Origin of the sequence: Skermanella stibiiresistens SB22 (assembly GCF_000576635.1) — a bacterium.
GTDB lineage: Bacteria > Pseudomonadota > Alphaproteobacteria > Azospirillales > Azospirillaceae > Skermanella > Skermanella stibiiresistens.
In genome coordinates, this window is sequence record NZ_AVFL01000015.1 from 1 (window position 1) to 14094 (window position 14094).

14 protein-coding genes are annotated in these 14094 nt (G+C 66.1%); 3 read left to right on the top strand and 11 right to left on the bottom strand.

Features of this window, described 5'->3' with window-relative positions; genetic code table 11:
- The 10 genes from N825_RS19485 to phoU all read right to left on the bottom strand — a co-directional run.
- On the bottom strand, window positions 1-142 hold a 142-nt coding region (locus N825_RS19485; RefSeq protein WP_037455806.1), incomplete at its 3' end, for an ATP-binding cassette domain-containing protein.
- 313 nt (window positions 143-455) lie between these two features.
- Window positions 456-833, bottom strand: coding sequence for a YgaP-like transmembrane domain (locus N825_RS19490; RefSeq protein ID WP_051512622.1), 378 nt, complete (start codon window positions 831-833; stop codon window positions 456-458).
- 101 nt (window positions 834-934) lie between these two features.
- Complete coding sequence (gene ureG / locus N825_RS19495) at window positions 935-1603, bottom strand: urease accessory protein UreG (protein WP_051512623.1); 669 nt, start codon at window positions 1601-1603, stop codon at window positions 935-937.
- Window positions 1600-2319, bottom strand: a complete 720-nt coding sequence (locus N825_RS19500; protein WP_051512659.1) for an urease accessory protein UreF — start codon at window positions 2317-2319, stop codon at window positions 1600-1602. The genes ureG and N825_RS19500 overlap by 4 nt, the downstream gene beginning before the upstream one ends.
- The gene (gene ureE / locus N825_RS19505; protein WP_037455809.1) at window positions 2309-2755 is read right to left on the bottom strand and encodes an urease accessory protein UreE; all 447 of its coding nucleotides are present in this window, start codon (window positions 2753-2755) and stop codon (window positions 2309-2311) included. Before ureE ends, N825_RS19500 begins: the two co-directional genes overlap by 11 nt.
- A gap of 18 nt (window positions 2756-2773) precedes the next feature.
- Window positions 2774-4483 carry an urease subunit alpha gene (gene ureC, locus N825_RS19510; RefSeq protein WP_037455812.1) on the bottom strand — a complete coding sequence of 570 codons (1710 nt, stop codon included), beginning with the start codon at window positions 4481-4483 and terminating at the stop codon, window positions 2774-2776.
- A gap of 90 nt (window positions 4484-4573) precedes the next feature.
- Window positions 4574-4879 carry an urease subunit beta gene (locus tag N825_RS19515; protein WP_037455816.1) on the bottom strand — a complete coding sequence of 102 codons (306 nt, stop codon included), beginning with the start codon at window positions 4877-4879 and terminating at the stop codon, window positions 4574-4576.
- 12 nt (window positions 4880-4891) lie between these two features.
- Window positions 4892-5194 carry an urease subunit gamma gene (locus N825_RS19520; RefSeq protein ID WP_037455818.1) on the bottom strand — a complete coding sequence of 101 codons (303 nt, stop codon included), beginning with the start codon at window positions 5192-5194 and terminating at the stop codon, window positions 4892-4894.
- A gap of 66 nt (window positions 5195-5260) precedes the next feature.
- Window positions 5261-6154 carry an urease accessory protein UreD gene (locus N825_RS19525; RefSeq protein ID WP_051512624.1) on the bottom strand — a complete coding sequence of 298 codons (894 nt, stop codon included), beginning with the start codon at window positions 6152-6154 and terminating at the stop codon, window positions 5261-5263.
- A gap of 149 nt (window positions 6155-6303) precedes the next feature.
- Window positions 6304-7059, bottom strand: a complete 756-nt coding sequence (gene phoU, locus N825_RS19530) for a phosphate signaling complex protein PhoU (RefSeq protein ID WP_037456049.1) — start codon at window positions 7057-7059, stop codon at window positions 6304-6306.
- A 336-nt stretch (window positions 7060-7395) separates the two neighbouring features.
- Between phoU and N825_RS19535 the strand changes: the two genes are divergently transcribed.
- A complete protein-coding gene (locus N825_RS19535) occupies window positions 7396-8694 on the top strand; it encodes a pentapeptide repeat-containing protein (RefSeq protein ID WP_037455820.1) in 1299 nt (432 codons plus the stop codon).
- A gap of 146 nt (window positions 8695-8840) precedes the next feature.
- Here the strand turns inward: N825_RS19535 and N825_RS19540 are convergent, their stop codons facing one another.
- A complete protein-coding gene (locus N825_RS19540) occupies window positions 8841-9350 on the bottom strand; it encodes a MarR family winged helix-turn-helix transcriptional regulator (protein WP_051512625.1) in 510 nt (169 codons plus the stop codon).
- A 514-nt stretch (window positions 9351-9864) separates the two neighbouring features.
- Here N825_RS19540 and aguB point away from each other — a divergent pair.
- Together aguB and N825_RS19550 are read left to right on the top strand one after the other, a co-directional pair.
- Window positions 9865-10746: an N-carbamoylputrescine amidase gene (aguB, locus tag N825_RS19545; RefSeq protein ID WP_037455821.1), complete on the top strand. Its 882-nt coding sequence runs from the start codon at window positions 9865-9867 to the stop codon at window positions 10744-10746.
- 340 nt (window positions 10747-11086) lie between these two features.
- The gene (locus N825_RS19550) at window positions 11087-14092 is read left to right on the top strand and encodes an SLBB domain-containing protein (protein ID WP_198038570.1); all 3006 of its coding nucleotides are present in this window, start codon (window positions 11087-11089) and stop codon (window positions 14090-14092) included.
- Window positions 14093-14094 lie beyond the last annotated feature (2 nt).

Consider the following 14094-nt stretch of genomic DNA (forward strand, 5'->3'; position numbering starts at 1 on the left):
CCGTCGTCTTGCCGGCGCCGTTGGGACCGATCAGCGCGTGGATGCTGCCCCTGCGGACTTGCAGGTTGACGTCCTTGACCGCGATGAAGCCCTTGAACTGTTTGGTGAGATTCCGGGTTTCCAGAATATTGACGCCCTGCATGCGCTTCCCCCGGGTTGCGCGGTCAAACCGCGCGTGGTCCATTATGGACCTTCTTGTGCTTCGATTCGCCACTGAGGCGTCCCGTGGCCGGAAATCAACGCCCGGACACGGGAGGATGCAACCTAGCACACATACTTCGTAATTTCATAGCTTTTGGTGAATAGACCATCTATCGTGAAAGGCTTGAAATATAAGCGATATATCATTCACCTCCCCACGCATCTGGAGTTGCACAAACGATGAGCGCCGGCTCCTTGCGGAGCCGGCGCTCATCACATGCCGAATTTGAAACGGACCAATACGCCTTCGGGTATCAGGCACGGCCGGGAGAGTAGGACGGCGGATCACTCGCCGGGAAGCTCTGGTCGAGCGCCTCGTCAACCCGGTTCCAGGGGCGGTCCGAGGTGGTGCCGGAACCGCGGCGATCCGCTTCCAAATAGTCACCGGCGCTGTAGCCGCCTTCGCCCGACCGCTCCTCGATCATCGCCTTGATGGCACAGTGCCCGCTCATGCCGCGCGCGGCCAGGAGGCCACCAGCGACGCCCATGATGGCACCCTGCACGCCGCCTCGGCGCAGGCCGGCGGCGGCCAAGACCACGCCGCCAAGCATCGAGGTCCAGCGTTCGACCTGGGAAAGGTTTTCCTCCCCACCGGCCACCCTCTCATAGATGTCTTCGATGACCTTGTTCACGCTCGACTCTCCATAACGGTTTTAACTCAACCGCTTGGGAAACACCTTCACGGGCCACAGGGTTCCCTCCGCATCGAACCCTCCCGATGGTACCGGCGCGATCAGCCGGGAGGCGGCAACCCACCGGCCTGGACGATGAACGAGACGATGTCGCTCAGCCCCTGCCCGCTCTTCAGGTTGCTGAATAGGAACGGGCGGTCGCCGCGCATCTTGCGGGCGTCGCGGTCCATGACCTCCAGGCTGGCGCCGACCAGGGGCGCCAAGTCGATCTTGTTGATCACCAGCAGGTCGGACCGCGTGATGCCCGGGCCGCCCTTGCGTGGGATCTTGTCGCCCGCCGAGACGTCGATGACATAGATCGTCAGGTCGGCCAGTTCCGGCGAGAACGTCGCCGCCAGATTGTCACCACCCGACTCGACGAAGATCAGGTCCAGCCCGGGAAAGCGCGCGTTCAACTGATCGACCGCCGCCAGGTTGATCGAGGCGTCCTCGCGGATCGCCGTGTGCGGACAGCCGCCGGTCTCGACCCCCAGGATGCGCGACGGATCGAGCGCCCCGCTGCGGGTCAGGAACTCCGCGTCCTCGCGGGTATAGATGTCGTTGGTGATGGCGGCGATATCCCAGGCGTCGCGCATCGATTTGCACAGCGAATCGACCAGCGCCGTCTTGCCCGATCCGACTGGTCCACCAATCCCAACCCGCAGGGGGCCTGTGTGCGAACGGGTGATCGGAGCGATGGCGGCGGGTGCCGTTACGGCGGTATGGCTCATGAGCGGAACAACCTCGTATACTGTGTTTCGTGGGACATCGCGGCCCAGTCGATCACGGGTGCCGCACTCCCGAGATCTTCGAGACTGGCCTCGTGGGCCTTTGTGGAGACACGATGCAGGATCGTGTCGAGCAGCGCCACGGCGCGCTGGCCGTCGGTCTGGCCCAGGGGCACGAGTCGCACCCCCGCCGATACCAGATTGGCCGCGAAACCGTGGAGGAAGGCGCACAGCGCCAAGTCGGACGGCATCCCGGCGCAGGTGGTCGCGATGGCGACGGCGACCGCGTGGGCCGGTGGCCGTCCGGTACGGTCCAGCACCGCGTTCCACCGTTCCAGCCCCTCGGGTGCCCAACTCGCCCTGACTGTCCTGAGAAAGGCGGTGCCCTGCGCGGCGCTTTCCAACGCCAGCTCGCTGGAGCCGCGCATGACATCGGCCCGCTCGGCCGCCCACTCGAGCGCGGCCTCGTCACCGGCCCGGACCGCGCGCGACGCGGCGACGAACAGGACGGCGTCGGTCCAGCCGGCGCCGCGCGACAGGGCCGCGTCGATCCAGGTCACCAGGGAGCCCAAGTCGCGGACGCGCCCGGTCTCGACCGCGTATTCGATGCCATGGCTATAGGTGTAGCCACCGACCGGATAGCTGGGCGACAGCCAAGTCAGCAACCGCGTCACATGCTCAAGGTACCAGGCCCCGGTGACCCCGGCCTCAGTGGTCATGATGGGCATAGGCGCCGGATTCCGGAGTGAAGCCTGCGCTCGTCCTGACCACCTCGGCGCCCAGGCCGGTCAGCATGTCCACGATGACGTGGTCCCAGCGCAACCGGATCGCCGCGCCGGCGATCTGGACCGGCAGGTGGCGGTTGCCCAGGTGCCACGCGATGCGGGCCAGCGTCTCGGGAGTGGCGCAGGTCACCTCCGCCAGATCCTCGGGCGCCGCGCGCACGGCGACCAGGGTGCCGTCATCCAACTCCAGGGCGTCGCCGTCGTTCAGCACCACGGCGCGGGCGAGGTCCAGCAGGAACGGCTCGCCGGCGTCGTCGTTCAGTTGGATGCGGCGCCGGAAGCGGTCGTCGAAGGTGAGGGTGACGGTGCCGGCGGCATCGGCGGCCGGCCAATGACCGGCGTGGTGGACTAGGGTGGCGCGGCGAAGCATCTTGGGTTCCCGTGGGGTTCAGAACAGGAAGTATCGCTGGGCGAGCGGCAGGACATCCGCCGGCTCGCAAGTCAGGAGCTGGCCGTCCGCCCGCACCTCGTAGGTCTCCGGATCGACCTCGATCACCGGGGTCAGGTCGTTGTGGATCATCTGTTTCTTGCCGACGGTCCGGATGCCCCGGACCGGCAGCAGCGAGCGCGCCAGTCCCAGCCGGCCCGCCAGATCGTCCTCCAGACCCGCCTGGCTGACGAAGGTCACCGTGCTGGACGCCAGCGCGCGGCCGATCGCGCCGAACATGGGACGGTAGTGGACGGGCTGCGGCGTCGGGATCGACGCGTTGGGATCGCCCATCACGGCACCGGCGATCATGCCGCATTTCAGGATCATATCCGGCTTGACGCCGAAGAAGGCTGGCGACCACACCACCAGATCGGCCAGCTTGCCGACCTCGACCGAGCCTACATGCTCCGAGATGCCATGGGTCAGCGCGGGATTGATGGTGTACTTGGCAATGTAGCGCTTGACCCGGAAGTTGTCGTTGTCGCCCCGCTCCTCCGGCAGGGCGCCGCGCTGGCGCTTCATCTTGTCCGCCGTCTGCCACGTCCGGATGATCACCTCGCCGACCCGGCCCATCGCTTGGCTGTCGGACGAGATCATCGAGAAGGCGCCGAGATCGTGCAGGATGTCCTCGGCCGCGATGGTCTCCCTGCGGATGCGGCTCTCGGCGAAGGCGACGTCCTCGGGGATGCGCGGGTCCAGGTGGTGGCAGACCATCAGCATGTCGAGGTGCTCGTCCACCGTGTTGACCGTGAACGGCCGGGTCGGGTTGGTCGAGCTGGGCAGGACGTTGGCGAGGCCGCACAGCTTGATGATGTCCGGCGCGTGGCCGCCGCCCGCTCCCTCGGTGTGGAACGCGTGGATCATGCGGCCCTTGAAGGCGGCGATGGTGTCCTCGACGAAGCCGGACTCGTTCAACGTGTCGGTGTGGATCGCCACCGCCACGTCCATCTCGTCGGCCACACTCAGACAGGTGTCGATCGCCTGCGGCGTTGTGCCCCAATCCTCGTGGAGCTTCAGCGCGCAGACCCCCGCCCTGACCTGCTCGACCAAGGCGGCGGGCTGGCTGGCGTTGCCCTTGCCGAACAGGCCGAAATTGACGGGCAGCGCCTCAACAGCCTGGAGCATGCGGGAGATGTGCCAGGGTCCCGGCGTGCAGGTGGTCGCCGAGGTGCCCGCCGCCGGACCGGTCCCGCCGCCCATCAGCGTGGTGACGCCGCTGTACAGCGCCTCCTCCGCCTGCTGCGGGCAGATCGCGTGGATGTGGACGTCGAGCCCGCCCGCGGTGACGATCTTGCCCTCGCCGGCGATGACCTCGGTGCCGGGTCCGACGATGATCGTGACGCCGGGCTGGATGTCCGGGTTGCCAGCCTTGCCAATCGCCGCCACCCGGCCGTCCTTGATGCCGATGTCGGCCTTGACGATACCCCAGTGGTCGATGATCAGCGCGTTGGTGATGACGGTGTCAACCGCTCCGCCCTGCCGCGTCACCTGCGACTGGCCCATGCCGTCGCGGATCACCTTGCCGCCGCCGAACTTGACCTCCTCGCCGTAGACGGTGTGGTCGGCCTCGACCTCGACGATCAGGTTGGTGTCGGCCAAGCGGATGCGGTCGCCGGTGGTCGGGCCGAACATGGCGGCGTAGTCGGCGCGGTCGATGCGGTAGGCCATGGCGGACGCTTCCCCGTGGATGGATGTTTTGCCGAAATGCTGGTTTGGTGAATGCGGCACCGGATCGGAGCTTGCCGCTAGAGCTTGCCCCTAGAGCTTGCCATTGATGGCGCCGGTGAAGCCGTGGACCTCGCGTCCGCCGGCATAGGCGACCAAGTTGACCGATCGGGTCTGCCCCGGCTCGAACCGGACCGCCGTGCCGGCGGGGATGTCCAGGCGGAAGCCCCGCGCCTGGGCGCGGTCGAACGACAGCGCCGCGTTGGTCTCGAAGAAGTGATAGTGCGAGCCGACCTGGATCGGCCGGTCCCCCGTGTTGGCGACCTCCAGGGTGACGGTGTCGCGACCGGCGTTAAGTTCGATCTCGCCGGGCTGGATCAGCATTTCGCCGGGATTCATGGCGGCTCTCCTTCAGCGGATCGGCAGGTGGACGGTGACCAGCTTGGTTCCGTCGGGAAATGTGGCTTCGACCTGGATGTCGTGGATCATTTCGGGGATGCCGTCCATCACCTGATCTCGGGTCAGGACCTCGGCGCCATCGCGCATCAGGTCGGCGACGCTGCGGCCGTCGCGGGCCCCTTCGACCACGAAATCGGTGATCAGCGCGATCGCCTCGGGATAGTTCAACTTGACGCCGCGCTCCAGCCGGCGTCGCGCCACCATGGCCGCCATGGCGACCATCAGCTTGTCCTTCTCACGCGGTGTGAGGTTCATCGCTCCGCCCCCAATTCCTTGGTTATCAAAAACGTCCAGCGACAGGTTCGCGCGGGATGAATCATCCTAGACATCCCACAACCTCGGCAACCGGGCCGGCAAGCCGGCGACATGGGACCTGAAGCCGGCCCAGAAACCGGCATAGGCGCGCCGAACGTCATGCGCCCTGACGCCGAGCCACCGGATCACCAGCATGCCGTCCAGGCAGGTGGCGGCCGCCAGAACGCCGGGAGTGTCCGCGATCGCGCCACCGATCAGACCGCGCGCGGCGTCGAGACACGCCGAGGCGTCGGGCGCCGCGTAGAGGATCGTGCCATAGGCGGTGGCGCCGCCGAAACAAGCGCCGTGATCGAGCGTCGACCGGATGTCGCCATCGAGATGAAGCGCGTCCGCCCAGATCAGCCGGCCATCGCGCCGCACCTCCCAGGCGTCGCGGGCGAGGCCATGGGTGAAGCACTCGCCTCTGGCGATCCGCCCGAAGACGAGCAGTTCTCCAGCCATTAGCCGGGCCGTCGGCGCCATGTCGATCCTGGTGGAGCGGCGCAGCCGGGCGCCTTCGAACAGGATCGCCTCCTGCGGCAGCCATTCGAGCCAGCCCTCGGGCTCCACCGAGACGGAGGTCGTGACCCGGACATCGGCACCGGTCGAGCGGTAGATCTTTTCCGCCGCCTGGGTCGTGATCAGCGCCGCGGCGCCCGGCCCGACCTGGAGGCCGACGTCCAGCCGGTCGCCGCCGACCAACCCGCCGGAGGTGGTGACCAGGGTGGCCACGGCGATGTCGCCGGTCCGGGGGTTGGGGAACAGCACCCGCATCGGATCGTGATGGTACAGCTTCGCCAGCCGGGTGGCCCCGGCCCGGCGTTCGAACCGCACGCTGGCGCCGCCATGGATCGTCAGGCGGGGTTGGACGGCGGGGGAAAACACGGCGGTGGCGGCGGGTGGCAAGGTGTCCGGCGCCATCGTCAGAAGCGGGCACTAGTGGAAGGAGTCATCCATCGTCATCCCGCGAACCCAATGATGCGGCATGATATCGCGCCCTGACGCGGTGCGAAAGAGTATCAAGAGGCCAGAATGGACGCCGGGCATATTCCGTCCGTGGCGCGCACCCGTCAGCCGACCCGATCGTTCCGATCCCCGGGCCGATCCCCGGGCCGATCCCCCGGATTGACCACGGTGAAGCTGCTGAGGTCCTCCTTCAGCCGCTCCTCCCCCGGCAACCGGCCGCGGACGAGGAAGCAGACGGTCTCGGCGACGTTGGTCGCGTGATCGCCGATCCGCTCCAGGTTCTTCGCGATGAACATCAGGTGCGTGCACGCCGTGATCTGCTGCGGCGATTCCATCATGTATGTCAGCAACTCGCGGAACAGGCTGGTGTAGACCGCGTCGACCTCGGCGTCGCGGTCACGCACCGCCATGGCCAAGTCGTAGTCCTCGTCGACATAGGCCTTGACGACGTCATGGACCATGCCCGCCGTGGTGATCCCCATGCGGTTCAGCGACTTCATCGGACCCGCCGGCGGAACTTGCGACAGCGCCATGACCCGCTTGGCGCAGTTGCTGGCGAAATCGCCCACCCGTTCGAGGTTCGTGCTGATCTTGAGCGCCGCGATGACCTGCCGGAGATCCTTCGCCATCGGCTGGCGCAGCGCCAGCACGCGGACCGCCAGGGCCTCGACCTCGGCCTCGCCGCGGTCGATCTCGGTATCGCGGGCGATGATGCTGCCGGCCAGGTTCTCGTCCCGGGAGACCAGCGCCTCCATCGCCCGCATCAGCTGTTCCTCGGCGAGCCCGCCCATTTCGGCGATCTTCCGGTGCAGCGTCGCCAGTTCGGTGTCGAAGGCGACCACAGTGTGTCCTGACGGCATGTTCCGTTTCCTTGAGTCCAGGGTCATCGGCATTCCCAACCAAGGGTACCCGACACCATAACGGAGGGTTCCGCCCAGGTGTTCACCGATTCGCGCCGGCGCGTCAATCCCGCCGTTCGATGAGGACCAACTCCCCAGCCTCGGAGCCGGCCCCGGACAGCGCTGGCGAAGGCGTACCGGCGGGAGAGGCGGCAACTTGATTTTAACCGCTTCGCCATAACAGTTGGATAAAATGCGTCGCTTCGAGCTCCGCTCGATCATGCCGGCTTTCGACAATCGACCGTCACACGACGCGCCACTCCAAATCTTGGGTCAAATCTTGGGACGGATCACTTCATGACCCCACACGAGTTGGTCGCCATCCTCGACAAGCATGAGCGCTGGCTGGGCAACCGCAACGGGGGAGTGCGGGCCAATCTGGCGATGATCGACCTTCAGGGAATGCACCTCGCCGGCTGCACGCTGCAGTCGGCCAAGCTGTCGGGCGCCATCCTGACCGCGTGCGACATGACAAAGGCCAATCTCAGCTACGCCGACCTGTTCGCGGCGCATCTGACGAAGGCGGAGATGTCCGGCTGCAACTTCTTCCGCGCGGACATGAGGGGCGCCCACATGCGGGGCGCGCGACTGAAAGGGGCGATCCTGCGCGAGGCCGACCTGCGCGGCGGCGCTTTGCTGGATGGCCGGTCGTCCGGGACCAGCGTGCTGAAGTCCGATCTCGGTGGCGCCAACTTCGACGACGCCCTGCTGTCGCGCGCCAATCTCTCGGGTGCCGACATGTCCGAGGTCAGCATGTCCGGCGCGGATTGCCAAGGCGCCATCATGACCGGCGTCAACCTGTCCGGCGCCACCCTCAAGAACTCCAACTTGGCGAAGGCCGATCTGAAGGGCGTCAACCTGTCCGGCGCCAACCTGAGCGGAGCCATCCTGCGCGACTGCAACCTGGCCGGTGCCATTCTGGCGGGCGCGATCCTGAAGAACGCCGACTTGCTGGGCGCCAAGCTGGACGGCGTCGACCTGTCCGGCGCCGACTGCACGGGAGCCAACATCGCGCGCGGCGCCGAGAACTTCTCGCTGCGGATCCAGCGCAGTCTCGAAGGTCATTATACCTGGATCAACAGTAACGGCGCCTCCGGTCAGCGCGCCGACCTGCAATCCGAGGATCTGGCCCATATCGACCTGAGCGGCGTCAACCTGTCCGGCGCCAACCTGAAGGGGATCAAGCTGGTCGGGGCGAACGTCTCCGACGCCCTGCTCGTGATGTCGGACCTGTCGCTGGCGGACCTGCGCGAGTGCAATCTGGCGGATGCCACCCTGGACGGCACCAATTTCAGGGGCAGCGACCTGTCGGGCGCCCGGCTGGATGGCGCCGAGCTGGGCTCGGTCGACATAAAGGGGCCATCCGGCAAACCAACGGGACGGATGTGGCCGGCCAACTTGACCGATACCAAGCTGATCGGCGCCAGCCTCAAGCGCACCAACTTGCGTGGCGCCAACCTGACCGGCGCGGACCTGAGTTACGCCGACCTGACGGACGCCATCCTGATCGACGCCAATCTCAAGGGCGCAATCCTGGAAGGTGCCATCCTCGACGGTGCGGCGATGCCGGTCCGATCGGACGACGATGACGACTAACCCAGGGAGAGGTTCGATTCGACGCGGGCCACGATGCCCATTCGATCACCGTCCCCGGCTTCAGCCGAAGATCGCGCGCTTCGCCGAAACCAGCGGCGAAGCGCGGTTTCCATCTTTCAGATGGAAACCGGTTAGATGGTATCCGGTCAGATCGTGTCCGGATTGTCACCGAGATTGATGATCATGCGGTGCAGGACGTCGATCGTCAGGGCCAAGTCGGCCGGCGCGATTCCCCGTGTCGCCAGGTCACTGACCTCGGCGGCGCAAGGCAGCAGGACATCACGCAACCCGCGGCCCTTGGGAGTCAGGTAGATGTTGACCTTGCGGCGGTCGTGAGGATTTCTGACCCTTTCGACCAAGCCGCGCCGTTCCATGCTGTTGAGCGCGGTGACAGTCGTTGGTTCCATCATCCCGACGCGTTGACTGAGTTCGCGCTGGGTCAATCCATCCTCGTCCCATAATGCCCGAAGGAAAAACCATTGTCCCATGCTCACGCCATGAGCGGCGATCTTGGCCTGCAATGAACGGGAGAAGGCACGATGAACGTCCCTTACCACATATCCGACACTAGTGTCAGACTGCGGACTAGCATGTCCAAGCGACCTCTCAGACGCATATTGGATTTTACGACCAAAATTCGCGGCACTTTCGGACATGTAATTAATCTCTCATCGTCTATGGCGACTTGACTGTGTCTTGGATGATGGCGTGTGTCCGTGGAGCTACCAACTCACGAAAAATACTGTTCCGCGGAAATAACCATTCTATGAACCACATCGCACTACCATACCCACTATGCAACGTGGCAAATCGATTTTGAAGGAAGATTAGCAGATACGCTAATATTTTTTCCCTTCGTAGTCTACAACTTCAAAAAAACACACCATAACGGCACTATCAATTAGATACCTAACCATTAGGTCTCACCGTTTTTTTGTGTGGCAATAACTTTCCATGTATTACCCCGACACGCGCGACCGTATTCCGAGTCCGTAAACTCTCTCTTAATCGGAGAAAATTAGCTGAGCCCCGTGTGGCGCTTGGTGGCGGCCCCTACCATTGACAGGTCCAAGGCCTTATTTGATGCCCGGCCCCACACGCAACCACGCCGCGGCGCTGGTCCAATAGACGGAATCCCGGCACGGGCCCGATTGTTTCGCGAGGAAAACGATGACGAACGTGACACTTGCGGCGACCCAGACAAGCTGCACCTGGGACCGCGACGCCAACGTGGCGACAGCGGAACGACTTGTGCGCCATGCGGCGCGCGAGGGAGCGCAGATCATTCTGCTGCAGGAACTATTCGAGACGCCCTATTTCTGCCAGGACCAGAAGCCTGAGTTCTTCGCCCTGGCGGCTCCGGCTGATGATCATCCCGTCCTGCGGCGGATGAGCGCATTGGCCGCCGAACTTCAAGTGGTGCTGCCCGTCAGTTTCTTCGAACGGGCGAACAACGCGTACTACAACTCCATCGCCATGATCGACGCCGATGGCAGCACTCTCGGCATCTATCGCAAGTCGCACATACCGGACGGTCCCGGTTACCAGGAAAAGTACTATTTCAATCCGGGAGATACGGGGTTCGAGGTGTTCAGGACCCGCTACGCCACGATCGGCACGGCGATCTGCTGGGATCAATGGTTTCCCGAGTCGGCGCGCTGCATGGCGCTGATGGGCGCCGAGGTCCTGTTCTATCCGACCGCGATCGGATCCGAACCGCAGGATGCCGGCATCGACAGCCGCGACCATTGGCAAAGGGTGATGCAGGGCCATGCCGGCGCCAACCTGATGCCCCTGGTGGCGAGCAACCGCATCGGGGTCGAGACGGGCGCCAACTCGAGCATCACCTTCTACGGCTCGTCCTTCATCGCGGGCCCCCAAGGCGAGAAGGTGGCGGAGGCTCCGCGCGACCAGGAGGCGGTCCTGACCGCGACCTTCGATCTCGACAAGCTGCGCGCCGCCCGGGCATCGTGGGGCCTGTTCCGCGATCGGCGTCCCGAGCTCTATGGCCCGGTCCAGACCTTGGACGGCCATCTCTCCTCCAGGCGGTGAGCGAGGACGGCGGATACCCGTGGGGCGCCGCGTTGCAGCGGCGCCCCGGAACGGCGAAAATGCCGCGGGCCAGTGTGCCAGTGAGGTGCCGCACCGGGCGGAATCAAACTCCCGGTAGGTGCCCCATGTCTGTTGCGGACGCTTAATGCGCATGCGATAGTCTGCGCGATGTTCTGGGTTGAAGTTTTTCGCCAGACGCACGCACAGATATGAATGACAGGTCATGTTCACCGCCGCGCGCAGCTTTATCGTCCGGTTCATACCGTTGGCGCTTGCCTTGGTATGCCTGATCGGAATCGCGGACGGAGCCGAGTCATATCGCGCTCCCGCTGGAGATCCCGTGCGATCGCGAAAGCTACCAGCGCCGGCATCGGCATCGGCACCGCCCGGACCTGTCGCGACCGACCGGCCCGCCACCGCGGTGGAGGCGGCGTTCAGCCGGCGCGCGGCGACGACGCTGCGCCTCTATGGTCATGAACTGTTCGATCGCGGCGTGAAGCCGGTGGCGCCGTCGTTCGGGACGGCGCAGAACGACTACGTGATCGGTCCCGGCGACGAGTTGAGGATCACCATCCACGGCTCCGCCCATCCATCGAGCCGCCGCTATACCGTCGACACCAATGGCGAGGTCATCGTCGACGATCTCCGCCCCCTGCGCGCCGCGGGGCGCACCCTCGCGGATTTCCGCCGGCAACTGGAGACGGAGGTGGCGTTCGGCATCAGCGACCATGAGGCCTTCGTGTCGCTGGACGGCATGCGGCGGATGCGCGTGCTGGTGACCGGTGCCGTGGCGGAGCCCGGGCGGCACGAGGTCGCGGGGTCCGCGACGGTGCTCGACGCCTTGCTGGCGGCGGGCGGCGTCGATCGCCTGGGCAGCCTCCGGACGATCCGCCTGATCCGGGGCGGTGTCAGCTCGACGATCGATTTCTACGCCTTGCTCCAGGGCGTCGAAGGCTCCGATCCGGAATTGCGGGACGGCGACCGCATCGTGGTGCCGCCGATCGGCCCCACCATCGCCGTGGCGGGACAAGTCAAGCGTCCCGGCATCTATGAGCTTCCGCCCGACACGACCCCCGGCGGCACCCAGCCGATGACGGTCGGCGAGGCGGTGGCCCTGGCCGGTGGCCCGATCCTGCCCTCCGCGACGCGCGTGGTCACCTTCTCCATCGGCGCGGATGGGATCGAGGAGCCGCTCGAGACGACAAGCGACCACATGGCCAGAGACCACGGCGCCGGCGTTGCCAGTGGCGACTTGCTGATCGTGAGCGCAGAGCGCGACCAGCGCCGTGGCACCGTATCCATCGTTGGACACGTCCGCCAATCCGGCCCCCGCGCTCTGGACGAGGCGGACTCGCTGGCGTCGCTCCTGGGCTCCGTCGACCTGATGCCCGGCCCCTACCTGCCCTTCGCGGCCCTCGAGACGACCGGACCGGGTGGCTTCGCGCGAATCCTCACGCCGGTCGACCTGCGGGCGGTCCTGGACCTTCGCCGTGACAGGCCGCTGGCCGACGACGACACGTTGATCGTGCTCAGCCTGTCCGACATTGGTTTCCTGACGTCACGCCCCGTCATCGATCTTCTGCGGGACGGCGGGAGTTCCCGGGAACCGCTCGGCTGCGCGGGGCTGGAGGTTCTCGCGCGCCGGCTTTCCGGCGACCTCGACGGCCCCCTGGTACGTGGCCCGCTCGGGCGCGCGGCCGCGGAACTGACTCCAGCCTCCCTGCCGTGCCCCAAGGTGTTCGACGATCACCCCGACTTGCTCGCCTTCGCCTTGGAGCACGCCGTCCTGTTGCGAGGCGGCGTGGCGCGGCCGGGTCTCTACCCCGTGGTCGACGGATCGGAGATCGCGACCGTATCCCAGGCGGCGGGCGGCGGCGCCCGGAAGCTCGCGGTGACCTCGAACAGCCAATCCGGCGGCCCCCGTGGCGCTGGAGGGACGGCGGGACTCCGGGGCGGCGACATCGTCGACTCGGTGGCGCCCCGGTTCGAGTTGACCGGCCACGCGAGGCATCCTGGAACCCGGCTCCTGTCCGACACCCCCTCGCTCCGCGCGGTTCTCGGCGACGGCGGCCAAGCGCTGTCCGGGCTTTACCCCCTGTTCGGCGTCATCGAACGCTATGATAGGAACCGGCTGGCCGGCCGACTGATCGCCTTCTCCCCCAGGGAGGTTTTCCAGGGCTCCGCGGATCGCCCGCTGGCGGACGGCGATGTCGTCAGGCTGTTCTCCTTCGCCGAAATCCGGCGGAGCACCGCTCGGCATCCAACGCCGCCGAGTTCCCGCGGAACCACGGTCGAACCCTTGGCTGCCGGCATCCTGGCCCTGATGGCCGAACGCGCCGTCGAGGTCCGCGGAGCCGTTCGCGAGCCTGGCGCCTATCCCGTCGAAGGCTTGGTCGGTCTCGACCAGATGATCACCATCGCCGGCGGGATTGGCGATCTGGCGGACCGGGACGGCATCGAAATCACCAGCCGGGAGCCCGCGACGGAGCCTGGGGACATGACCAACACGAGGAGGATGGTGTCGATCGACGCCGCCAACGGCCGCTCCGCCCAGGTTTCGGCCGGGGACGCGATCCGGGTCAATCCGCTGTTCAACGACCGCGAACCCCGTGCCGTCACGATCGACGGCGAGGTCAGGCGGCCTGGAAACTTCGACGTCACCCGGGGCGAACGGCTGTCATCGCTGCTGAGGCGCGCCGGGGGGTTGACCGAGCAGGCCTATCCGGCCGGCGCGGTGTTCGCGCGGGAAAGCGCCCGGCGTCAGCAAGCCGAAACCTTCGGCGCCACCGCGCGGAACATCGACCACGACATCGCCGCGGTGACCGCGATGCCGAACCCGCCTCCAGCAGCCGAGATCGAACTGGCCCGCCAGATGGCGACGGCGTTCCGCGACGCCCGGCCGATCGGACGCATCACGATCGAGGCCGATCCGGCGATCCTGGCCCTAAGGCCCGAGTTGGACATCGTTCTCGAAGCGGGCGATCACATCCACTATCCGAAGCGCCCGTTGACCGTCACCGTCACCGTCACCGGAGAGGTGCTCGCCCCCGCGAGCCTGCAATTCACCCAATGGAAGAACACCGACCACTATCTCGATGAAGCCGGGGGCACCACCCGCTACGCCGACGCCTCACGGGCGTTCGTGCTCAAGCCGGACGGCAGCGCCCAGCGGCTGCGATTGTCCTACTGGAACCATGAATATGTCGCGGTGGCGCCCGGCTCGACCATCATCGTGCCGCGAGATCCGGAACCCTTCCGATTCTTCCAGTTCACCCAGAACATTGGCGGGCTCCTCAGCCAGTTGGCGGTGTCGGCCGCCGCCGTCATGGTGCTGAGCGACCGCTGACC

Excerpts from the sequence above, each read along its gene's own strand:
- ureG (WP_051512623.1), bottom strand. The coding sequence starts at position 1,603 with ATGAGCCATACCGCCGTAACGGCACCCGCCGCCATCGCTCCGATCACC.
- aguB (WP_037455821.1), top strand. The coding sequence starts at position 9,865 with ATGACGAACGTGACACTTGCGGCGACCCAGACAAGCTGCACCTGGGAC.
- N825_RS19520 (WP_037455818.1), bottom strand. The coding sequence starts at position 5,194 with ATGAACCTCACACCGCGTGAGAAGGACAAGCTGATGGTCGCCATGGCG.
- N825_RS19535 (WP_037455820.1), top strand. The coding sequence starts at position 7,396 with ATGACCCCACACGAGTTGGTCGCCATCCTCGACAAGCATGAGCGCTGG.
- N825_RS19515 (WP_037455816.1), bottom strand. The coding sequence starts at position 4,879 with ATGAATCCCGGCGAAATGCTGATCCAGCCCGGCGAGATCGAACTTAAC.
- ureE (WP_037455809.1), bottom strand. The coding sequence starts at position 2,755 with ATGCTTCGCCGCGCCACCCTAGTCCACCACGCCGGTCATTGGCCGGCC.
- N825_RS19525 (WP_051512624.1), bottom strand. The coding sequence starts at position 6,154 with ATGGCGCCGGACACCTTGCCACCCGCCGCCACCGCCGTGTTTTCCCCC.
- N825_RS19500 (WP_051512659.1), bottom strand. The coding sequence starts at position 2,319 with ATGACCACTGAGGCCGGGGTCACCGGGGCCTGGTACCTTGAGCATGTG.
- N825_RS19540 (WP_051512625.1), bottom strand. The coding sequence starts at position 9,350 with ATGTCCGAAAGTGCCGCGAATTTTGGTCGTAAAATCCAATATGCGTCT.
- ureC (WP_037455812.1), bottom strand. The coding sequence starts at position 4,483 with ATGGCCTACCGCATCGACCGCGCCGACTACGCCGCCATGTTCGGCCCG.
- phoU (WP_037456049.1), bottom strand. The coding sequence starts at position 7,059 with ATGCCGTCAGGACACACTGTGGTCGCCTTCGACACCGAACTGGCGACG.